The sequence below is a fragment of the Streptomyces sp. NPDC052687 genome, assembly GCF_040678395.1.
Taxonomy (GTDB): domain Bacteria; phylum Actinomycetota; class Actinomycetes; order Streptomycetales; family Streptomycetaceae; genus Streptomyces.
The window spans coordinates 251,216-273,599 of the sequence record NZ_JBFATR010000003.1 but is presented as its reverse complement, the minus strand read 5'-3'; the positions used below and the strand labels follow the sequence as shown (position 1 = coordinate 273,599).

Annotated in this window: 15 protein-coding genes; 5 read left to right on the top strand and 10 right to left on the bottom strand. The window is 74.2% G+C overall.

Translation table 11 applies throughout. From position 1 onward, the window contains the following. Window positions 1-124 precede the first annotated feature (124 nt). The 3 genes from AB0K92_RS06020 to AB0K92_RS06010 all read right to left on the bottom strand — a co-directional run bounded on the left by AB0K92_RS06020 (window position 125) and on the right by AB0K92_RS06010 (window position 4,628). Window positions 125-1,615, bottom strand: coding sequence for a serine/threonine-protein kinase (locus AB0K92_RS06020; RefSeq protein WP_365919914.1), 1,491 nt, complete (start codon window positions 1,613-1,615; stop codon window positions 125-127). 38 nt (window positions 1,616-1,653) lie between these two features. Continuing rightward, window positions 1,654-2,340, bottom strand: a complete 687-nt coding sequence (locus tag AB0K92_RS06015; protein ID WP_365919822.1) for a hypothetical protein — start codon at window positions 2,338-2,340, stop codon at window positions 1,654-1,656. A 170-nt stretch (window positions 2,341-2,510) separates the two neighbouring features. Beyond that, window positions 2,511-4,628: an N-6 DNA methylase gene (locus AB0K92_RS06010; protein WP_365919820.1), complete on the bottom strand. Its 2,118-nt coding sequence runs from the start codon at window positions 4,626-4,628 to the stop codon at window positions 2,511-2,513. Between the two features lie 152 nt (window positions 4,629-4,780). Between AB0K92_RS06010 and AB0K92_RS06005 the strand changes: the two genes are divergently transcribed. Beyond that, the gene (locus tag AB0K92_RS06005; RefSeq protein WP_365919818.1) at window positions 4,781-5,503 is read left to right on the top strand and encodes a hypothetical protein; all 723 of its coding nucleotides are present in this window, start codon (window positions 4,781-4,783) and stop codon (window positions 5,501-5,503) included. A 76-nt stretch (window positions 5,504-5,579) separates the two neighbouring features. Continuing rightward, window positions 5,580-6,326, top strand: a complete 747-nt coding sequence (locus AB0K92_RS06000) for a hypothetical protein (protein WP_365919816.1) — start codon at window positions 5,580-5,582, stop codon at window positions 6,324-6,326. A 46-nt stretch (window positions 6,327-6,372) separates the two neighbouring features. On the opposite strand, the gene AB0K92_RS05995 is transcribed toward AB0K92_RS06000, so the two are convergent. Continuing rightward, a complete protein-coding gene (locus AB0K92_RS05995; RefSeq protein WP_365919814.1) occupies window positions 6,373-7,116 on the bottom strand; it encodes an N-acetyltransferase in 744 nt (247 codons plus the stop codon). 76 nt (window positions 7,117-7,192) lie between these two features. Further along, window positions 7,193-7,912 (bottom strand): HNH endonuclease family protein, encoded by a 720-nt coding sequence (locus AB0K92_RS05990; protein WP_365919812.1) that lies wholly within the window; start codon window positions 7,910-7,912, stop codon window positions 7,193-7,195. 86 nt (window positions 7,913-7,998) lie between these two features. Here AB0K92_RS05990 and AB0K92_RS05985 point away from each other — a divergent pair, with 86 nt between their 5' ends. Beyond that, entirely contained in the window at window positions 7,999-8,187 is a 189-nt protein-coding gene (locus tag AB0K92_RS05985; RefSeq protein ID WP_365919810.1) for an Rv0909 family putative TA system antitoxin, read from the top strand. A gap of 100 nt (window positions 8,188-8,287) precedes the next feature. Here the strand turns inward: AB0K92_RS05985 and mfd are convergent, their stop codons facing one another. From mfd to AB0K92_RS05970, 3 genes are all read right to left on the bottom strand, one after another. Then, window positions 8,288-11,821, bottom strand: a complete 3,534-nt coding sequence (gene mfd / locus AB0K92_RS05980; protein WP_365919808.1) for a transcription-repair coupling factor — start codon at window positions 11,819-11,821, stop codon at window positions 8,288-8,290. Window positions 11,822-12,433: 612 nt separating this feature from the next. After that, window positions 12,434-15,013, bottom strand: a complete 2,580-nt coding sequence (locus tag AB0K92_RS05975) for an FtsX-like permease family protein (RefSeq protein ID WP_365919806.1) — start codon at window positions 15,011-15,013, stop codon at window positions 12,434-12,436. Further along, window positions 15,010-15,798: an ABC transporter ATP-binding protein gene (locus tag AB0K92_RS05970; RefSeq protein ID WP_365919804.1), complete on the bottom strand. Its 789-nt coding sequence runs from the start codon at window positions 15,796-15,798 to the stop codon at window positions 15,010-15,012. The genes AB0K92_RS05975 and AB0K92_RS05970 overlap by 4 nt, the downstream gene beginning before the upstream one ends. Window positions 15,799-16,251: 453 nt before the next feature. On the opposite strand from AB0K92_RS05970, the gene AB0K92_RS05965 reads away from it, so the two are divergent. Both AB0K92_RS05965 and AB0K92_RS05960 read left to right on the top strand, forming a co-directional pair. Beyond that, on the top strand, window positions 16,252-17,760 hold the full coding sequence (locus AB0K92_RS05965; protein WP_365919912.1) for an MFS transporter: 1,509 nt from the start codon (window positions 16,252-16,254) through the stop codon (window positions 17,758-17,760). 40 nt (window positions 17,761-17,800) lie between these two features. Beyond that, the gene (locus AB0K92_RS05960; RefSeq protein WP_365919802.1) at window positions 17,801-18,298 is read left to right on the top strand and encodes a GNAT family N-acetyltransferase; all 498 of its coding nucleotides are present in this window, start codon (window positions 17,801-17,803) and stop codon (window positions 18,296-18,298) included. A 7-nt stretch (window positions 18,299-18,305) separates the two neighbouring features. Here AB0K92_RS05960 and AB0K92_RS05955 read toward each other — a convergent pair whose 3' ends face one another. Further along, on the bottom strand, window positions 18,306-19,196 hold the full coding sequence (locus AB0K92_RS05955) for a cellulose-binding protein (RefSeq protein ID WP_365919800.1): 891 nt from the start codon (window positions 19,194-19,196) through the stop codon (window positions 18,306-18,308). 215 nt (window positions 19,197-19,411) lie between these two features. Continuing rightward, complete coding sequence (locus AB0K92_RS05950) at window positions 19,412-22,384, bottom strand: SUKH-4 family immunity protein (RefSeq protein WP_365919798.1); 2,973 nt, start codon at window positions 22,382-22,384, stop codon at window positions 19,412-19,414.

Sequence of the window (22,384 nt, the reverse complement as noted above, 5' to 3'; positions counted from 1 at the left end):
GTCTTGCGATGATCGATGGTAGGCAGGGGACGGGCTCTGGCCAACCCATTCGACCAACGATTCACCGCCACTTCCGGCACCGCCGCGCCGCGCCGCCGACGGCCCCTGGGGGATGTCTCGCCGGCTAGCGCACCTGCCCCAGCCACTGGAGGGTGCGGCGCACCTCCGCCGCGAGCGGGTGGCCGGGCCCGCCGAGGCGTTCCACGTCGTGCAGCAGGCGGACCAGGGTGTCGTGGGCGGCGGCCCGGTCGCCGAGGGCGAGCAGGAGGTGGCCGATGCGGCGGCGCACGTCGTGGGCCTGCTCCGGGTCGCCGGAGACGTACTGGTTCTCGTAGTACGGCAGCAGCGCCCGGTACTCGGCGAGCGCCGCGGCCGGTTCGCCGAGCTGCTCCAGGCACTGCGCGGCGTCGTGGCGGAAGCGCAGCGACTGGGGGTCGGCGTGGCCGGCCTCGGCGGCGCGTTCGTCGGCGAGGCGGCGCAGTTCGGGCAGCGCGCGCCGGTACTGCCCGTCGTCCATGAGGGTCGCCGCGTACTGCTTGCGCAGGGTGCGCACGACCGGGGAGTGCTCGCCGTGCTGTTCGGCGGCGGCGGGCAGGATCGCACCGAGGATGTCGACGGCCTGGGTGATGCGGCCCTCGCCGAGCAGCCGCTTGACCTCGTCCACCGCGCGGGCCACGTCCGGCTTCCCGGCCTTCTCGACGGCCGGGGTGACGGGGGCGGGCTGGGGCGCGGGCGTCCGCGGGCGGTCCGGCCAGGGGGCGTGCGGGCGCACGAACGGGCGCGTGGGGTCGAGGGGGGCACCGGTGGGCATCCCGCGCGCGGGCAGCAGCAGCGCCAGCTCCTCGTACACCTCCTGCGCGGACGCGGGCCGGTGCTGCGGGTCCTTGGCGAGCAGCCGCAGGACCAGGGACTCCAGGGCCTCGGGCACCTCCGGGCGGATCCGGCGCACGGGCAGCGGCGGCTCGTAGAGGTGGCGGTGCAGCACGCCGAGCGCCGTCGAGCCCGCGAACGGCACCTCTCCGCTGAGCAGTTCGTGCAGCAGGACGCCGAGCGCGTACAGGTCGGTGTACGGGCCGACCGCGCCGCCCATCGCCTGCTCCGGCGCCATGTAGGCGGGCGAGCCGATCGGGGAGCCGGTGTGCGTCAGGCGGGTGGTGTCGCTGTCCATGACGGAGGCGACGCCGAGGTCGAGGACGGTGACCATGCCGTCCTGCTTGACCATCACGTTGCGCGGCTTGAGGTCGCGGTGCACGATCGGCACGGCGTGCACGGCGCTCAGTACGGCGCACAGCTGCGCGGCGACCGCCACCGCCCACTGCCACGGGTACGGGTCGTGCTCGGCGAGGTGGTCGGAGAGGTCGGCGCCGTCGACGTACTGCATGACGAGGAACAGCTCCTCGCCCTCGCTGCCCGCGTCGTGCACGGTCACCAGGCCGGGGTGGTCGACCTGCGCGGTCACCCGGCACTCGCGCACGAAGCGGCGGCGCAGCTCGTCGGCCTCCTGCCCGGCCACCTTGTCCGGGCGCAGCAGCTTCACCGCCACGCGCCGGTCCAGCCGCCGGTCGTAGGCCGTCCAGACCTGGCCCATGCCGCCCTGCCCGAGGAGCGTGGCCAGTTCGTACCGGCCGGCGACGACGCGTCCTGCCGTCACGGTCACCGTCCGCCCTCGTGCTCGCCGTCCTGCCGGCGCAGCAGCTCACTCAGCTCGTCGAGTTCGGCGCGCACCTGGTCGATCCGGGCGGGCGCGGGGCGCTGCGGCGGCGGGGTGTGCGCCGGGGGCACCGGGACGCCGGAGACGGGGGCCGGGGACGGCGGCGGGGTGTGCGGGAGCGAGGACGGGGTCTGCGGATGGAGCTGGGGCTGGGGCAGCGGGGACACCGGCGGCGTCTGCGGGACGGTGGTGCCGGTGGTGGCGGTGCCGGGGGCGGCGGTGTACGGGGCGGCGGGGCGCGGATAGCCGTACGCCTGCGCCGGGCGCGGGGCGTACGGGCCGTAGCGGAGCTGGTGGAAGTGGCGGATGTCCGCGGCCAGGTAGTACGCGATGACGATCACCAGCGTGCCCAGCAGCAGCGCGAGGCCGGTCCAGCCGCCCGCGGTGTGGATCTCCTCGCCGGGTTCGGTGCCCAGCAGCACCACGGCGAGGACGTCCACGGCCAGCACGGCCACGAACAGCCCCCAGTCCAGCGACTTCCGCGTGACGATCGCCAGGCGCAGCAGCATCGACCAGGTCAGGAAGCCGAGACTGAGGATGGAGATCGCCACGAAGAGCACACGCAGAACGACCAGCCACGCCGTCGGTGGCGGCTGTTTCACCGGCTGCACGTAGCCGTGGCCATGCATGACTGCTCCTGAAGTCGCGCGATTGTCTCGTCGAGCGTATAGGCCGACTCCGACAACCGGTCCCGGGTTGTACCGAACCGTTGTCATGCTGATCACTTCTCACGACCACGCGCGCGACCACGCACCCACCGCTGACACGACCGCGCGGGCCGCGCGGGTCGTACGCCCCGTCAGTCCGGGGTGACCGTGCCGTCCGTCAGACCGTCGTACATGCCGCGCACGAGCTGTTCCCCGAGCCGGCTCGCGTGGCGCAGCATCCGCTCGAACTCGTCGAGGGCGCGGAAGCGCGCGCCGTAGCGCCGTTGGTCCTCCAGCGGGAGCCGGGGCAGGTGCAGGCGGCGCACGTCGAGCCGGGTGGCGGTGGAGGCGTAGCTGCTGGCCTGGCGGTTGTTGGCGGTGCCGCGCAGGAAGCCGGCGAGGAACCAGGGGTCGAGGGCGGCCGGATCGGGGCGCAGCAGCACGAGGTTGCGCCCCAGGGCGGCGCCGGCGGTCGCGTCGTCGATCACGCGCGCCACCGCGCCGCCGCCGAGCACCGGCACGACGACGTCGCCGGGCCGGGTCAGCACCGCCTCCTCCTCGCTCTCGGGCAGGCTCCCGGAGGGTGCCGTGCCGGCGAGGACGTCGTGGTCGGTGAGGACGGGCACGCGCGCGTGGCCGCCGTGTCCGCCGGTACGCAGCACCAGGGCGCCCCCGCGGGCGAGTTCGCCGACCGTGGTGAGCGGCCACCGCGCGGGCTGCGCCGGCCGGACCGGGGGCGGGGTGAGGTCGGTGGTCAGCCGCAGGGTCTCGCCGAGGCGGGTGCGCACCTCCGTGAGCTGTTCGGCGCCGTCGGCCGCCGTGGGCGGCGGGAGGTGGCGGGCCGGGGAGAAGTCCACGTCGTCGTCGAGGAGTTCGATGACCGGCACGGACCGGGCGAGGCCCGGCCGCTCCTGGAGGGTGCCCGCGCGGTCGAAGGACCGCCAGGCGCCGAGGACGGCGTCCCGCACGGCGTGCCAGTCGGGCCCGCCGCGCCCCTCGGTGGCGAACTGCCCGGCGTCCGCGAGCAGCACCTCGGGCTGCGCGGGCGTCGTGGCGGGCCGGCGCAGCACCCACAGGTGCAGGGGGATGTTGTACGGCGGTGCGGCACCGACCGGCAGCGCGACGACGGCGCGCAGCGCGCCCCGGCGCAGCAGGTCCGCGCGGATGCGGCGGCCGGAGCGGCGGGAGGCGGCGGCGGGCGGCATGAGCAGCACGGCCGTGCCGCCGTCGCGCAGCCGGGCCAGCGCGTGCTGCACCCAGGCCAGCTCGGACTCGGTGCGGGCCGGGAAGCCGTACTCCCAGCGCGGGTCGTACGCCAGCTCGTCGTGGCCCCAGTTGCGCTCGTTGAACGGCGGATGGCACAGGACGACGTCGGCGAGCAGCTCCGGGTAGGCGTCGGCGCGCAGGGTGTCGCCGCCGGCCGCGCGGACGGTGGACGAGGTGTGCAGGGCGAGCCGGAACGCGGTGAGCGCGGCGAGTTCGGCGGCGCTGTCCTGCGCGTACAGCTCCCGGTCGGGCCGGTCGGCGGCGGCGCGCAGCAGGGCGCCGGTGCCGCAGGCGGGGTCGAGGACGGTGCGGGCGGGACCGGCGAGGTCGGCCATGAGGCGGGCCAGTTCGGCGGGGGTGAGCGTGTACTGGCGCGGGTTGGCGTCGAGGTGCCGGCCGAGCAGGAACTCGAAGGCCTGCCGGGCGCCCAGCTCGGCGGCCAGCTCGGCGGCGCCGCGCAGGAGGGGCACGGAGGGAAGGAAGGACACCGAAGGCGGAAGGGGCCCGGAGGGCGGGAGGGGGGCCGCCTCGCCGTCGCGGCCGGGCCGCGCCGCGTGAGGTGCGGTGGTGCCGAAGCGGGGGGCCATCACCTGTTCCAGCGCCGCGGGCAGCAGCTCCGCGAGCCGTTCGTCGGAGCCGGCGCTCAGCTCCAGCCAGACGGTCGGCCGGTCGTGGATGAGCAGCAGGGCGCAGCCCGTGTGGGTGAGGGCGGTGACCGGCCCCTCGGGGTGTCCGGCGAGCTGCTGCCAGACCCGTTCGCGCAGCGGGACCTCGGCGAGTTTGCCCTGGCGGCGCAGCCACGCCTCGACCTCGGCGAGGGCGAAGGAGGGGCTGGTCTCGGTGCCGCCGACCGGCTTCGGGAAGTCGGCGTGGCGGCGGCGCCAGTTGCTGACGGCGGCCCGGCCGACGCCGGCGAGCCGGGCGATCCCGGCGGCGGTCACCTCTGTCGCGTTGTCCTGCACCGCGCCCGCTCCCCTCGCCTGTTCCTCGTGTGCATCGAGCATACCGACGTGTGCAAGATCCCTGGGTTCACGCTCGTGTACACACTCCACCCTGTGAACCGTGTTGACTCGGTTCACAGCACATGCTCTTATTGACCCGTCGAACGAACGGCCGCCGGACGGAGGCGGCCGACCCGTTGGGGGAGGGGACTGTCATGGGCATGAAGGCCAAGGTCGCACTGGGCGCCGTCGTGGGATTCGTGGTCATCGGCGCCGTGTCGGCGACCGGCGGCGGCGACGGCAAGGCGTCCGGCGGCGACAAGGGCTCTTCGGCCTCCGCGAACCGCGACTCCGGCACCGGCGCCGGCGGCGCCGGCGGTGGCGGTGGCGGCGGTGCCGACAAGGACTCCGGTTCCGAGACGGCCGCCGGGAAGAAGGCCGCCTTCGAGGGGGACGGCGACTTCCAGGTCGGCCCGGACATCAAGCCCGGCACGTACCGCACCACCGGCAACACCGACGAGATGTGCTACTGGGAGCGCGCCAAGGACGCCTCGGGCGAGATGGACTCCCTGCTGGCCAACGACAACGTCAGCGGCACGAGCTACGTCACCATCCCGGCCGGCGACAAGATCTTCAGAACCAGCGACTGCAACGACTGGGAGGCCGTCGGCCCCGACGCCGAGGGCGGCTCCCCCGCCACCGAGATGGCCGGCAACGGCGGCATGTTCAAGGTCGGCGCCGACATCGCCCCGGGCACCTACAAGTCCACCGGCAACACGGACGACCTGTGCTACTGGGAGCGCGCGAAGGACGCCGAGCACTCCCTCGACTCGATCATCGCGAACAACAACGTGTCCGGCACGGCCGTCGTCACCATCAGCGCCTCGGACGCCTACTTCAAGACCTCCGGCTGCCAGGACTGGAAGAAGACCTCCTGACCCGGCGGCTCACCGGGCGGCCGGCCTCCCCCGCCGGCCGCCCAGCCCGCCCACACCTCATCACCAAGGACCTGCCATGCGTCGTACGACACTTGCCGCCCTCTGCCTCGCCGCCGCCACCACGGTCGGCCTCACCGGCTGCCTGCCGGGCCAGGACACGGCGGACGACAAGCCGAAGGGACCGTTCGCCGGGCTGACCGGCGGCGAGATCGCGGACCGGGCCGTCAAGGCCACGACCGGCGCCTCGTCGCTGCGGATGGCGGGCGAGGTGCCCGACGAGGAGAGCGGCGGCACGATCCGCTTCGACGTGGCCGTCAACACCGAGGGCGAGTGCGCCGGGACCTTCGGCACCGGCGAGGGCAAGGCCGACCTCATCCGGACCGGCGGCACCCTCTACATGCGCTACGACGAGGCGTTCCTGCGCGCCCAGGCCGAGGGCGAGCCCGAGGCGGAGACCGACGCGGTCGTGGACATGATGGCCGGCAAGTGGACCAAGATGGCCGCGACGGGCTCCGACGCCGAGGCCATGGCGGAGTTCTGCGACCTGGACCGGCTGCTCGGCGACGCCGACGACGTGAAGTCGGACGCGACGCGCGGCAGGACCACGACCGTCGACGGCACCCCGGCGATCGTCCTGCACGAGAAGGACGGCAAGGAGCGGTACACGCTGTACGTCGCCACCGAGGGCGAGCCGTATCTGCTGCGCCTGGACACCAAGAGCGCCGGTGCGGGGGACTCGCTGGTCTTCAGCGACTACGGCAAGCCGGTCCCGGCGAAGAAGCCGGGCGGCGAGATCCTCGACCTGGACGAGCTCGCCGGCTGACCGCCCCCCGGCCCGGCGCGTCGCCTGCCGACCGCTCCCGCTCGCGTCAGAGCGCGTGCCGCATCCACACGTTGGGCTCGACGTACACCGCGTACCCGCGCTCCGGCTCGCACCGCACCGGAACCAGCGCGCCGGGCACCTCGATGTCGCCCGCGGTGTCGAAGGGCAGGCCGGTCCAGCCGCGCCACTGCTCCAGCGAGCCGGAGACGGTCATCGAGGCCGGTGCCACCGCGTGGACGGTGGCACCGGCCCGCACGTGCACGCGCAGCCAGGGGTCGTGCGGAAGCCCGTCGGGGCGCACCCGGCGGGCGTACTCCGCCATCGGGGTGCGCGGTTCCAGGTGCTTGGCGCTCGGGCGGACCGGGGCGACGACCTCGCGGAAGCCGAGGGCGCGGGCGTTGTCGCGCATCGCCGCGAGCATCACCGCGGACAGGCCGAGGCCCTGGGCGTGCGGGGCGACCGAGACGGAGATCGCGCTCACCGTGTCCGGCCGCACGCCGCGGCGCAGGTCCGTGAAGGCCCACAGCAGGACCTCGTCCCAGCCGCGATCGGGCAGTTCGCCGCGGCCCTCGGCGGCGAGGGCGAACGGCACGCTGCAGGCGTTCGCGACGACCTCGCCGCGCTCGTCCTCGGCGAACAGCACGTACTGCGGCAGTTCGGTGGCGATGCGCGGGAAGTGGGCCCAGCCCACCGGGTCCCGCGTCACGAACTCCGGCCGGCTGTCCGCCATCCCGACGACCCGCTCCACCGTGCCGGGACGCTCGGCGAGGGTCGACACCTTCCACGTCATGGCGGTCACCGTAAGGCGGGCGCAGCACCCCGGCGAAACGGTCTTCCCGGTCGTGGCCGGACCGGCGGTGCGCAGGTCAGTCGGCGTGGAACCGCTCGGGCGCCCTCGTGGGGGTGCCGCCCGAGGGCAGCCGCTGCTCCGGGCAGCGGGAGAGCACCCGCCGCATCGCGGCCTTCTCGGCGGCGGTCACCCACAGCCCGTACTTCTTCTTCACCGCGACCTGCGCGGCGACGTACGGGCACCGGTACGCCTTGTTCGGCGGCAGCCAGGTCGCGGTGTCGCCGTCACCCTTGGCGCGGTTGGTGCCGGCGTCGACGGCGAGGAGGTTGAGCGGGTCGTTGGCGAAGGCGACGCGCTTGCTCGGGTCCCACTGGCCGGCGCCCTTCTGCCAGGCGTCGGAGAGGGCCACGACATGGTCGATGTCGACCCGGCTGCGGCCGCGCACGTAGGTGACCTCCCGGCCGGTGTAGGGGTCGGGGTCGAGGGTGCCGGAGGCGACCTCGCAGCGGTCCGCGCCGAGCCGGACGCCGGTCAGGTCGCGGCGCAGGATGTCGTCGCGGGTGTCGCAGCGGTTGGAGTCGGTGTCGGCCCAGGGGCTGCCGAAGCGGTCCCGGTCGTAGCCGGTCCTCGGCGCCCGGCCCTTGACGGGCAGCGACTCCACGGCCGCCAGGGCCGCTCCCCCGCCGGCCGTCTCCTGCGGTCCGCCCGCTCCCGTCGACGGCCCGGTGCAGCCGGTCACGACGCTCAGCAGCACTCCCGCGGCGAGGGCCGCCGCCCCGCCCCTGTCAGGCCTCATATCGCCTTCCTCCCCTTACACAACTCGGCATCCCGAACATCTCGGGCGTATCGTCGGTTTTGAGTCATCCTCGGAAGGAGCTCTGGATGGGCATCTTCGACAGGTTCAAGAGCCACGGGTCGCAGGACAAGGCCAAGAAGGCCTCCGACGCGATGGAACAGAAGATCAACGAGAGGACGGGCAAGAAGTACGAGGACCAGGTCGACCAGGGCCAGCAGAGGATCGAAGGCCAGTTCGGCGTGGACCGCGGCGACCGGCCCGACCAGCAGCAGTAGGGCCGCGGCGCCCCATGGCATCGCAAGCCGCCCGGAGACCTCCCGGGCGGCTTGCGCCGTCTCGTGCCGTGACGCTCCCCGTCCTCGCGCGGCCCTCTCCCTACGACCCCAGCACCGACGTCAGGAACTCCCCGACCCACGCCAGCAGTTCCCGCCCGACCAGCGGCTTCCCGCCGATCTTCGCGGTCTTCGGCCGGGGCACCAGCACCTGGCGGGCGGACGGCTTGATGACCGTGCCCGGATACAGCCGCTTCAGCCGCAGCTCCTGCGACTCGCGCAACTCCACCGGCGCGAAGCGGATGTTGGTGCCCTGCAGGACGATCTCGCCGACGCCGCACGCCCGCGCGAGCATCCGCAGCCCCGCCACCAGCAGCAGGTTCTCCACCGGCTCCGGCAACTTGCCGTAGCGGTCGACCAGTTCCTCGCGGACCGCCTTGATGTCCTCCTCCGAGTTGGCGGAGGCGATGGCGCGGTAGGCCTGCAGGCGCAGCCGCTCGCCCGGCGCGTAGTCGTGCGGGACGTGCGCGTCGACCGGCAGCTCGATCTTGACCTCGAGCGGCGGCTCCTCCTCGATCTCCCCGGTCTCCAGCTGCCTGCGGTAGTCCGCGACCGCCTCGCCGACCATCCGCACGTACAGGTCGAAGCCGACGCCCGCGATGTGGCCGGACTGCTCGCCGCCGAGCAGGTTTCCGGCGCCCCGGATCTCCAGGTCCTTCATCGCGACGTACATGCCCGCGCCCATCTCGGTGTGCTGGGCGATCGTCGCCAGCCGCTCGTGCGCGGTCTCCGTCAGCGGCTTCTCCGGCGGGTACAGGAAGTACGCGTAACCGCGCTCGCGGCCCCGGCCGACGCGGCCGCGCAGCTGGTGCAGCTGGGACAGGCCGAAGGTGTCGCCGCGCTCCACGATCAGCGTGTTCGCGTTGGAGATGTCGATGCCGGACTCGACGATCGTCGTCGACACCAGCACGTCGAACTTCTTCTCCCAGAAGTCCACTACGACCTGCTCCAGCGCCGTCTCCGACATCTGGCCGTGGGCGGTCGCGATCCGCGCCTCGGGCACGATCTCGCGCAGCCGGGCCGCCGCGCGGTCGATCGACTCGACCCGGTTGTGGATGTAGAAGACCTGGCCCTCGCGCAGCAGCTCACGGCGGATGGCCGCGCCGATCTGCTTCTCCTCGTACGGCCCGACGAAGGTGAGCACCGGGTGCCGCTCCTCCGGCGGGGTGGTGATCGTGGACATCTCGCGGATGCCGGTCACGGCCATCTCCAGGGTGCGCGGGATCGGCGTCGCCGACATCGTCAGCACGTCCACGTTGGCCCGCAGCTTCTTCAGCTGCTCCTTGTGCTCGACGCCGAAGCGCTGCTCCTCGTCCACGATGACCAGGCCCAGGTCCTTGAACTTGGTCTCCGACGAGAACAGGCGGTGGGTGCCGATGACCACGTCGACCGAGCCCTCGCGCAGGCCCTCCAGGACCGCCTTGGCCTCGGCGTCCGTCTGGAAGCGGGACAGGGCCTTCACGACCACCGGGAACTGCGCGTACCGCTCGCTGAAGGTGCCGTAGTGCTGCTGCACCAGCAGGGTCGTGGGGACGAGCACCGCGACCTGCTTGCCGTCCTGGACGGCCTTGAAGGCGGCGCGCACCGCGATCTCCGTCTTGCCGTAGCCGACGTCGCCGCAGATCAGACGGTCCATGGGGACCGACTTCTCCATGTCCTCCTTGACCTCGGCGATGGTGGTGAGCTGGTCGGGGGTCTCCGCGTAGGGGAAGGCGTCCTCCAGCTCGCGCTGCCAGGGCGTGTCCGGCCCGAAGGCGTGCCCGGGGGCCGCCATCCGCGCGCTGTACAGCTTGATCAGGTCGGCGGCGATCTCCTTGACCGCCTTCTTCGCCCGCGCCTTGGTCTTCGTCCAGTCCGCGCCGCCCAGGCGGTGCAGGGTGGGCGCCTCGCCGCCGACGTACTTGGTGATCTGCTCCAGCTGGTCGGTCGGGATGTACAGCCGGTCGCCGGGCTGGCCGCGCTTGGCGGGGGCGTACTCCACCACCAGGTACTCGCGGGTGGCGCCCTGGACGGTGCGCTGCACCATCTCGATGTACCGGCCGACGCCGTGCTGCTCGTGGACGATGTAGTCGCCCGGCTCCAGGGTGAGCGGGTCGATGGTCTTGCGGCGCCGCGCGGGCATCCGGGTGCCGTCCCGGCCGGCCGCCCGCTGCCCGGACAGGTCGGTCTCGGTGAGCACCGCCAGCTTCAGGTGCGGGTCGACGAAGCCGTGCTCGATGGAGCCGCACGCCACGTGCACGACCGACGGGGAGATCTCGGCGAGGTCGGCCTCCAGACGGGCCGCGATGCCCTCGCCGCCCAGCACCTCGGCCGTCCGGGCGGCCGGGCCGTGGCCCTCGGTGACGTAGACCGTGCGCCAGCCGTCGGCCAGCCAGCCCTTGGTGTCGGCGAGCGCCTTGGCGGTGTCCCCGCGGTAGGTCTCCGGAGCGTGCATGCCGAGCTTGAGGGTGTCGGCGTCCAGCTCCTCGTCGGCGGCGAACGGCGACACCGACCACCACATCATGTCCAGCTCGCGGGCCCGGTCGCGGACGTCGGCGATGGACCACAGGGAGGCCGCGCCGACGTCGATGGGCGCCTCGCCGCCGCCCGCGGTGGCCGCCCAGGACGCCTGCAGGAACTCCTGGGAGGTCGCAACCAGGTCGGAGGCGCGCGTGCGCACCCGCTCCGGGTCGCAGACGACGGCCATGGAGCCCTTGGGCAGCACGTCGAGCAGCAGCTCCATGTCGTCCACGAGGACCGGGGCCAGCGACTCCATGCCCTCCACGGCGATCCCCTCGGCGATCTTGCCGAGGAGCTCGCCCAGCTCGGGGTGTTGCTCGGCGAGGGCGGCGGCCCGCTCGCGGACCTCGTCCGTGAGCAGCAGCTCACGGCAGGGCGGCGCCCACAGGCCGTGCTCGGCGACCTCCAGGGAGCGCTGGTCGGCGACCTTGAAGTAGCGGATCTCCTCGACGTCGTCGCCCCAGAACTCGACGCGCAGGGGGTGTTCCTCGGTGGGCGGGAAGACGTCGAGGATGCCGCCGCGCACGGCGAACTCGCCGCGCTTCTCGACCAGCTCCACGCGCGCGTACGCGGCGGCGGCGAGGGCTTCCACGACCTCGTTCAGATCCGCCGTCTGCCCCGACTTCAGGGCCACCGGCTCCAGGTCGCCGAGGCCTTTGACCTGCGGCTGGAGCACGGAGCGCACGGGGGCGACGACGACGGAGACCGGGCCGGTCTCGGGGTCGTCGGGGCTGGGGTGGGCCAGGCGGCGCAGCACCGCGAGGCGGCGGCCGACGGTGTCGCTGCGCGGGGAGAGCCGCTCGTGCGGCAGGGTCTCCCAGGAGGGGTACTCCACCACGCCGTCCGGGGGCAGCAGCGAGCGCAGGGCCGCCGCCAGGTCCTCCGCCTCCCGGCCGGTCGCGGTGACGGCGAGCACCGGGCGGCCGGCCTCGCGGGCCAGCGCGGCGATGGCGAAGGGGCGGGCCGCCGGGGGGCCGACGAGGTCGACGTGCGTCCGGTTGCCGTCAGCGGCCGCCTTGATCGCTTCCGCGAGGGCGGCGTCCTTGACGACGGCGTCGAGCAGACCGTGCAGGCTCATGGAGGGGCTATCCGTTCCGGTGATGGGCAACGCGAATCGCCCGACGCGTGATACGGCCGGGGGGTCTCCAGCCTACGACGGTGCGCCGACAGCCGCCGGGCCTGTGGACAACCGCCGCTTCCGCAGGCCCCGGCTGGCCGCGACACGCCGCTGTCCCCTGTTGCCGCCCCCGTGGAGCACGGTCAGCACGACCTCGACGGCCGGCTTGCCCTCCGACGGGACGATGCCCACCGGGATGCCGCGGCCGTTGTTGACGACGCGGACCGGCGGGCGCGTCCGGGCGGGCTCGCACCCCGCTCACCGGGCCTCCGCCCACCCAGCGCCCGGCGGTCCCCGCTCACGCACCGCCCGGCGGTCCCCGCTCACGCACCGCCCGGCGAGCCTCCGCCCATCCACCGGGGGCGCGCAGAACGGAGGCGCCCGGCTGCGTGCACCCGCCGCCCGGCGGGGCTCACCCCCACCGCCCGGCCCGGCCGGCCGGGAGGCGGGCCGGGCCGGCAGGCGCGCCCCGGACCGGACAAAGCGCCCGGCGCCGCGAGTCCCCCTGGACTCCCGGCGCCGGGCTCCTCCGCAACCCCCGTGTGCGGTGGCTGCAACCCCCGTGTGCGGTGGCTACTCGGTCGCGATCGCGTTCAGGACGTTCATCCGGCCCGCGCGGAACGCCGGGACCAGCGCCGCGAACAGGCCCACCAGGGCCGAGCCGAGGAACACTCCGCCGATCGTCGGCCACGGGATGTCGAGGACCTTCAGGCCCTCCAGGGCGAGCAGCTGCTGCGCGGTGGCGCCCCAGCCGATGCCCAGCCCGAGGCCGAGCAGCGCGCCGAACAGGGCGATCACGACCGACTCCAGGCGGATCATGCGGCGCAGCTGGCGGCGCGAGAGGCCGATCGCCCGCATCAGGCCGATCTCGCGGGTGCGCTCCACCACCGACAGCGCCAGGGTGTTCACCACCCCCAGGATCGCCACGATGATCGCCAGGGCCAGCAGGCCGTAGATCATGTTCAGGAGCTGCCCGATCTGGTCCTTCAGGGCCTCCTTGTAGTCGGTCTGGTCGCGGACCTGGAACTGCGGGTAGTCGTGCAGCGCGTCCTTGAGCGCCTGGTAGGCGGCCGCCTCCTGGCCCTCCTTGGCGGTGGCGAAGACGAGCAGGTCGAGCGGCATCCGGTCGGCCGGGACGTACTTCGCGACCGTGCTGATCGAGGCGTACATCGCGCCCTTGTCGATGACGACCTCGTCGCTGGTGATGGCGCGGACGGTGAGCGAGGCCGTCGTGCCGTCCCGGAAGTCGACCTTCACCGTGGAGCCGACCTTGATGCCGTGCTTCTCGGCGAAGCCCTGGAAGACGGACATCGAGTCGGGCCGGTAGGCGTCGGCGAGGTCGCCGGCCACCGTCTTGGTCCGCACGTCCTCGGCGTACGACGGGTCGGCGGCGTTGATCGTCTCGTTCTTCGACCGCTTGCCGTCAGGGGTGATCAGGTCGGCGTCGAGGACCTTGTACTCGGTGACCCGCTCCAGCCCGTCCACCGACTTCACGGCCCGCACGGCCTGCGGGATGATCGGGTCGCCCTGGTCGTTCTGCACGATGAAGTCGGTGCCGACGGTCTTGTCGAGCTGGTCCGTGGCCGAGGCGACCATCGAGGAGCCCACCACCGACAGGCACGCCACCAGCGCGAGCCCGATCATCAGCGCGGCGCCCGTGGCGCCGGTGCGGCGCGGGTTGCGCAGCGCGTTGCGTTCGGCCATCCGTCCGACCGGCCCGAAGGCCCGCAGCAGGACGGCGCTCAGCACCCGCACCACACCGCCGGCGAGCAGCGGTCCGACGACCACGAACCCGATCAGCGTGGCCACCACGCCCACGCCCAGCCACAGCGAGCCGTCGCTCGCCTTGTCGGCGGAACCGGCCAGGTAGAGGGCGGCGCCGCCCGCGCCGGTCAGCAGCAGACCGATCACGGCCCGTACGGCACCGGCCTTGACGTCGGCGGGGGTGCCGATGTCGCGCAGCGCGGCCATCGGCGACACCTTGCCCGCGCGGCGGGCCGGCAGGTAGGCGGCGAGGACGGTGACGACGACGCCGAGGACCAGGCCGAGGACGGGCGTCGTCCAGGCGATCGTCAGGTCGTCGGTGGACAGCTGCATGCCCATCGTGCCCATGAGTTCCATGAGCCCGATCGCGAGGCCCACCCCGGCGCCCACCCCGAGCACCGAGCCGACGACGCCGAGCAGCAGCGCCTCCACCAGAACGGACCGGTTGACCTGCCGGCGGTCGGCGCCGATGGCGCGCATCAGGCCGATTTCGCGGGTGCGCTGGGCGACCAGCATCGAGAAGGTGTTGATGATCAGGAAGATGCCGACGAGGAAGGCGATCCCGGCGAAGCCGAGCATGGCGTACTTCATGACGTTCATGAAGTCGCCGACCTCTTCGCGGTTGGCGTCGGCGACCTCCTCGGCGGTCTGCACCTTGTAGCCGCCGTCGAGCGCGGCGGAGACGTCCCTCTTCAGCCGCTCGTCGGTCACGCCGTTCGCGGCGGTGACGTTGACGTTGGTGTAGACGCCGGTATCGCCGACCAGGATCTTCTGGGCGGTCGGGAGGTCCAGGTAGAACATCGCGGCGCCGGGGTTGGTGACGGTGAAGTCGGCGATGCCGGAGATCTTCGCCCGGTGGGTGCCGACGGCCGTGATGACGCCGATCTCGTCGCCGAGTTCCAGGCCGTGTTTGTCGGCGGTGTCCGCGTCGACCATGACCTGGCCGGCGCTCTTGGGGGCCGCGCCGGAGGTGATCTCCATGGTGCGGGCGTCGTTGCCGTTCCAGTTGCCGACGATGGTCGGCGCACCGGAGGACGGCGAGAGGCTGTCCTGGTCGGCGTCGACGACGGTCACCGAGGTGGAGAAGACGGTGCCCTCCGCCGACTTCACGCCCTGTACGCCGCGTACCTCGTCGAGGACGGCGGCGGGCATCACGGGCGGCTTGCCGGTGTTGGAGACGGTCTCGCCGGTGTCCGAGGAGTCCTTCGCACTGACCGTGACATCGGCGGACGTCGCGGCGAACAGCTTGTCGAACGTCGTGTTCATGGTCTCGGTGAACACCAGCGTGCCGCACACGAACGCCACCGACAGCAGCACCGCCACGGCCGACAGGGCCATCCGCCCCTTGTGCGCGACGAAGTTGCGCAGGGAGGTCTTCAGCACGGTCATGACGTGCGCCCCCGGGCGTCGAAGTCCTTCATCCGGTCCAGGACCTGCTCGGCGGTCGGCTGGTACATCTCGTCGACGATCCGGCCGTCGGCGAGGTACAGCACGCGGTCCGCGTACGAGGCGGCGACCGGGTCGTGGGTGACCATCACGATGGTCTGGCCCAGCTCGTCCACCGAGCGGCGCAGGAAGCCGAGGACCTCGGCGCCCGCGCGGGAGTCGAGGTTTCCGGTCGGCTCGTCACCGAAGATGATCTCGGGCCGCGCGGCCAGGGCGCGGGCCACGGCGACCCGCTGCTGCTGGCCGCCGGAGAGCTGGGTGGGGCGGTGCTTGAGCCGCCCGGCGAGCCCGACGGTGTCCACCACGCGCGCCAGCCACTCCTTGTCCGGCTTGCGGCCGGCGATGTCCATGGGGAGCGTGATGTTCTCGATCGCGTTCAGCGTCGGCAGCAGGTTGAAGGCCTGGAAGATGAACCCGATGCGGTCGCGCCGCAGCCGGGTGAGCTTCTTGTCCTTCAGCCCGGTGATCTCGGTCTCGTCCAGGTAGATCTCACCGCTCGTCACGGTGTCGAGACCGGCCAGGCAGTGCATCAGGGTGGACTTGCCGGACCCCGAGGGGCCCATGATCGCGGTGAACTGGCCGCGGGCGATGTCCACGTCGACATGGTCGAGGGCGACGACGCGGGTCTCCCCGGCCCCGTAGGCCTTGACGACCTGCCGCGCCCGCGCGGCGACGGCCGTACGCCCTCCAGTGCCCCCGTGCCTGGGAATGGTTACAGCCGAAGTCACGGTATGTCTCCTATGTCGGTCAACAGATGGTCCGTGCCGGTCCCTTGGTCCGCAGGACCCGCACGCAGTGGTTACGAGAAGGAGTCTCGCGGGCGGAGGGGGTGCGGTTCGATGGTGCTCAGCCCCCTCCTGTGCGGGGGAAAACCCCACCCCCCACGCTGCGGTCCGCCGGTGCCGCCGGCGCCCTCAGCGGCGTAAAGCCAGGTTAAGGACGCCCGCGCCCCGTCTCGTCCTCCGCCGGGACGACCTCTCCCCCAGCCGTTGTACGGAGGAACCCCTAGGGGTCTCCACCGGCAGGCCGAATCCCTCTCGGGGGCGCTGTCCGCCCTTCGGACCACCCACCCTGCCCCCTCCCGCCGCGTGAGGGTCAAGTGCGAAGCTGTCGTGCGGCAGACAGGTGGGCAGACAGGTGCGAGGGGAAGGAAACCCGTGAGCCAAGGGGACACCGGGCCGGTGCGCCGGCACGGCACCGGCACACGCGCCGCGGACCCGGCCGGCCGCACGCCGGACGCCCGGGGCCGCGGCCCCGTCGTCGCCGCGCTGATGCTGTCCATGGCGCTCGCCGCGCTGGACTCCACCATTGTCGCCACCGCCGTCCCGCAGATCGTCGGCGACCTCGGCGGCTTCTCCGTCTTCTCCTGGCTGTTCTCCGGCTATCTGCTCGCCGTCACCGTCAGCCTCCCGGTCTACGGCAAGCTGTCCGACACCTTCGGCCGCAAACCGGTGCTCGTCGTCGGCGCGGCCGTCTTCCTGCTCGGCTCGCTGCTGTGCGCGCTGGCCTGGAACATGGCCGCGCTCATCGCCTTCCGCGTCGTCCAGGGACTGGGCGGCGGCGCCCTCCAGGGCACCGTGCAGACCCTGGCCGCCGACCTCTACCCGCTGAAGGAACGCCCGAGGATCCAGTCGAAGCTGTCCACCGTGTGGGCCGTCTCGGCGGTCGCGGGGCCCGGCGTGGGCGGCCTGCTCGCCGCGTACGCCGACTGGCGGTGGATCTTCCTCGTCAACCTGCCCGTCGGCGCGGTGGCCCTGTGGCTGATCGTGCGTCACCTGCACGAGCCGCAGCGGGAGAAGACGGTCACCCGCGCGCGCGTCGACTGGGCGGGCGCGCTGGCCGTGTTCGCCTGCGGCGGGCTGCTGCTGACCGCGCTGGTGCAGGGCGGGGTGGCCTGGCCGTGGCTGTCGGCGCCGTCGCTGGCGCTGTTCGGGGCCGGGCTCGTGCTGCTCGTGGTCGTGGTGCTCGTGGAGCGCCGGGCGGCCGAGCCGATCATGCCGGGCTGGGTCTGGCGGCGCCGCACGATCGCGGCCGTGAACCTGGCGCTGGGGGCGCTCGGCCTGCTCATGGTGGCGCCCACGGTGTTCCTGCCGACGTACGCGCAGGCGGTGCTCGGACTCGGCCCCGTCGCCGCCGGGTTCGTGCTCTCGGTGTGGACGCTCAGCTGGCCGGTGTCGGCGGCGTTCAGCCAGCACGTCTACCGCAGGATCGGCTTCCGCGACACGGCCGTGCTGGGCATCGGCACGGCCACCCTCGTCCTCGCCGCGTTCCCGCTCCTGCCGTATCCGGGCGAGGCCTGGCAGCCGACGCTGCTGATGCTGGTGCTCGGCGCCGCGCTCGGCCTGTTCCAGCTGCCGCTGATCGTCGGCGTGCAGTCGACGGTCGGCTGGGCGGAGCGCGGCACGACCACCGCGTCGGTGCTGTTCTGCCGGCAGACCGGTCAGACCGTCGGGGCCGCCGCCTTCGGCGCGGTCGCCAACGGGGTGCTGGCCACCCGCCTCGGCGGCACCGGCGACCTCGACGCCATCGCCCACGGCCTGGACACCGGCGCCGCCACCGAGACGGCCCGGCGGGCCATCGCGGACGCGGTCCACGCGGTGTACCTGGGCGCGGCGGGGGCGGCGGCGCTGGCTTTCCTGGTGCTGCTGGTGCTGGCGCCCCGCCGCTTCCCGGTCCTCACGGACAACTGAGGCCTGCCCCTGGGGTGAGGCCCGGGACTAGTCTGTGCCGATGGTGACCTTGGAGCGGCTGCGGGCCGACCACGCGGAGGCGTTGCTGGCGTTCGAGCGGGAGAACCGGGAGTACTTCGCCCGCACGGTGCCCGACCGCGGGGACGCGTACTTCACCGACTTCGCCGACCGCCTTCGCGCGCTGCTCGCCGAACAGGACGCGGGGATCTGCCACTTCCACGTCGTGCGCGACGAGGCCGGACACCTCGTCGGCCGCGTCAACCTGGTCGACGTCGAGGACGGCGAGGCGGAACTCGGCTACCGCGTGGGCGCCCGGTACGCGGGCCGGGGCGTCGCCACGGAGGCGGTGCGCCTGGTGTGCCGTACGGCGGCCACGGCGTACGGGCTGCGCGCGCTCACCGCGGTCACCACCCTGGACAACGCCGCCTCCCGGGCCGTACTCCGGCGGACCGGCTTCGCCGAGACGGGGCCGGTACGCGTGGACGGCCGTCCCGGAGTGGCCTTCCGGCGCCCGACCGCTCAGTTCGGGGTGAGCTGACGGCGGGTCACTTCACGGGCGTGCACTCACCCGTGAGCGCCGCCAGGCACGCCCGTACGTGCTCCATGTGCGCCTGTACGCCGTCCCGGCGCCTCCCGTGCTCGCGCAGCACCCGCTCGGTCTCCCGCGCGACCCGCTCCTCGCACAGCCGGGCCTCGGCGACGATCCCGGCGGCCCGCGCCCGCGCCTCCTCCTGCCGCAGCCGGGCCGCCTCCCCGGCGTCGGCCAAGGCCCGCTCGGCCTCCCGGAGCGCGGCCTCGGCGCGGGCGATCCGGGCCGCGTGGCGGGCGTCCAGCGCGGCGGCGCGCTCCGCGGCCGCGCGCTCGGCGGCGGCCCACCGCCCGACGTGGTCCTCGTGCCGGCCGGCGAGGACCGCGAGGGTGCGCTGCCGCACCTCCCGCAGCGCGGCGACCGCCTCCGCACGGCACTCCTCCACCTCCCGCCGGGCGGCGACCCGGACCTCGTCGGCCTCGGCGCGCGCCGCGAGCAGCCGGTGACCGGCCCGGTCCCCGGCCTCCGCGCGGAGCGTCTCGGCGTACTCCCGCGCCGCCCGGCGCACCCCGTCGGCGTACGCCCGCGCCCGCGCGACCCGCTCGTCCGCCTCGCGCCGTGCCCGCTCGCGCACCCCGGCCGCCTCCTCCTGCCCCAGCCGGAACAGCCGCCGGGCGCGCTCCCCCAGTACCTCGTACGTCTGCGGCGCGAGCCGCGCGACCGCCTCGCGCAGGCACCCCGCCTCCGCCTCCATCTGCCTGGCCAGCACGGTGAGCCGGGCGGCCCGCTCCCAGCCGGCGTCACGGTCCCGGCACAGCGCCGCGGTGAACGCGTCGACCTGCGCCGGGTGGTACCCGCGCCCCCGGACGGTCACGAAGCCATGTGGTGACACCGACGCGCTGCTCATCCTCCGGACCCCTTCCCGCCGACCACGCGCGACCGGCGCGCACACCCCGATGGATCGGCAGGAAGGGCCCGTCCCGCGATACCGCGCGCCGAAGGTGCCCACAAAAGGGCCCGGCCCGGTCGGATACGACCGGGCCGGGCCCTTTCTCACACGACGTCGGACCGAAGTCACGTCGAACGGACGTCACAGCAGCCCGAGGTCACGTCGCACGGACGTCACAGCAGCCCGTCCCACATCTGCTCCAGCAGCACCGACCACCAGCTCTCCGGCGAACCGAGCGCCGCCGGGTCCAGCGCGGCCAGCTGAGCCTGGAAGTCGACGGTCCAGCGGCCCGCCTGCTCCTGGTTCAGCCCGAACCGCAGCCGCCACATCCGGCCCAGCAGCGCCAGGCAGCGGGCGAACTCCGGCAGGCCGGTGTTCACGAACTGCGGCGGCTCCGGCGCACCGCCCGGCCCCGCCTCCACCGGCACGGCGACGATGTTCGCCGTCCCGTACTGCACACAGATCGCCTTGCCGAAGTCCGTGCCCATGACGAGGTACGACCCCGCGTCCGCGGCCGGCTGCACGCCGCGCTCCTGCGCCAGCTCCGCCAGCGTCGGAACGGGCCGCCCGGGCTGGGCCTGCGCCCAGAAGAAAGGTCCCATGTCCACCGGCAGACCGGCCACCACCAGGGTGTGCGCGACGATCGGCGGCACGCCCTGCCGGGACACCGCGGCGTGCTCGAACCGGAAGACACCCGGCCCGAACGCCGCCGCCACCTCCTGCGCCACGCCCTCCGGCGGGATCGGCGGCGCCGGCTGCACCGGCGGCACCGGCACCCGCACCGGCGCCGGACGCGCGGGCCCGTCCGCGACCTGGTGCAGCTCACCCTGGTGCGCCAGCAGCTGCCGCATCCCCTGCTGCCGGCTCGCGTGGTCCGTGCCGTACGGCGCGATGGACGTGATCCGCGCCTGCGGCCACTGCTCACGGATCATCCGCGCGCAGTACGCCCCCGGCAGCTCGCACGACTCCAGCTCGGTGTGCAGCTCCAGCACCTGGTCCGGCGGCACGTTCATCGCCCGCAGCTCGTGGAAGATCTGCCACTCCGGGTGCGGCGTGCCCGGCGCGGAACGCCGGATCAGCTGCTGCTCCGAGCCGTCCTGCGCGCGGTAGCGCAGCACGGCCTGGTAGCCGGGGCCGACCGTCGGCAGGCCCTGCTGCTGCGGATAGCCGTACGCGGGGGGCTGCGCACCCGGCACCTGACCCGGCATCGGCTGACCCGGCACCGGCTGACCGGGCAGGGGCCCGCCCGGTGCGGGCGGCATCGGCTGCGGGGCGCCCGGGAATCCCGGAACCCCCGGAACACCCGGTGCGCCCGCAGGCATACCGGGCACGCCGGGCGCCTGCGGCGGCGGGGGCACGCCGGGACCGACGACCGGCGGGGCGGCCAGCATGGTCTCCGCGTGGTGCACGCCGCCCTGCCCGCCGGGCGCACCAGGGGCGCCTGGGGCACCGGGTGTGCGCGGGGCTCCCGGAGCACCCGGAGCACCCGGAGCGCCCGGCGGCTGGGGCGCGCCCGGCCCCATCCGGGAGGGGTCGGCCAGCATCGTGGCGGCGTGATGGACGCCGCCCGGAGGCGTACCGCCGGGCGTGTTCGGCGCACCCGGCGGGCCCGGCGGGGTGGGAGCGCCCGGAGCACCCGGCCCTGCGGGACCGTCGGGGCCGAGGGCGGACACGAGCTGCGTGGGCGCGTACGCGCCGCCCGCCGGATCACCGCCCGGCGGCGGGGGCGTGGCACCCGGCCGGACGCCCGGAGTGCCCGGCGCACCCGGCGGAGGCGGCGGCGTCGCGCCCCGGCCGCGCCGTGGCGGCGGAGCCGCCTTGCTGGTCGCGGCGTCGGCGATGTCCCCGGCCTGCGGCGGGTAGCCGTAGGACGGCGGGGGCGGCGTGCTGCCCTGCGGCGCGGGCGGTACGGGCGGCGCGGCCGGAGGAGGCGTACTCCCCTGCGGCGCACCCGGAACCGGCGCCCCCGGCACGGGCGGCGCCCCCGGCACAGGTGGGGCGGGAGGCACGGACGGCGCGGGCGGCGGCGTGTGGTGCGCCCCCGGCGCGGGCGGCACTCCGGGAGCGCTCGGCGCCCCGGACCCGCCCGGTCCCGCCTGAGCACCCGGTCCGCCCGGCCCGCCCGGCCCGCCCTGCGCTGCCTGCCCCGCCTGAGCGCCCTGCCCCTGCGGGTCCTCGATCGCCGGCGCGATCGCCGTCGACGGCAGCCGGCTGCCGCCCGACATCAGCGCCGTCTTCGCGTCCGGCACCACCGACGGCGCGGCCGGCGACGGCTCGTCGTCGGCGCCGCTCAACGGCGGCGCGAACACGGTCTCCGGCAGCGGCACCGAACGGTCCTCGCCGGCATCCGCGTTGGTGTCTGTCCCGGCCCACGGCGTCGCCCCCGCCGGCGCACCGGGCACGACACCCGGCGCCCCCGAGGCACCCTGCGCCGCCGCACCGGCCGGAATCCCGGCCTGCGTCCGCGGCAACGCCGAACCCGCGGCCGGCGCCGCGAACCCGGGCACCACGTCCCGCGGCTCCGCATCCCGCGGCTCCGCGTCCACCGGCCCGGTCCCCTGAGCCCCCGCACCCGCGGGCACCGAGTCCCGCGGCACGGCTCCCGCAGAGCCCGCAGAACCCGAAGAGCCCGCGCCCGCGACCCCGGCACCCGCAGAGCCCGCAGAGTCAGCACCCGCGTGCGCCCCGGCACCCGCAGAGCCCGCGGACCCCGCGTCCTCGGCCCCGCCGCTCTCCTCCGCCGTACCGCCCCGCGCACCCCGCTGATCCGGGATGCCCAGCTTGTCCGCCGCCTCCTGCAACCACTCCGGCGGACTCAGCAGGAACGACGTCTGGTTCAGATCCACCCGCGCCGCGGGCGCCGGCGCGGCCTCGCCCGCCGACTCCTCACGGCCGTACTCCTCCTCGTAACGGCGGATCACCTCACCCACCGGCAGCGACGGCCACAGCGTCGCCTCACCACTGTCCCGGGCGATCACCAGCCGCTGCCCGCCGCCGTCCGAACGCGGCCCGTCGGGACGGTCCTCCGCCCACACCACGAAACCGAGGTCGAACTCCCGCACCCGCACCTCACGGTGCTGGTACGCCGGCACGTCCCCGTTGATCCACTCCTCGGCGCGCTCCTGCGCCTGCGCGAACGTCACCAT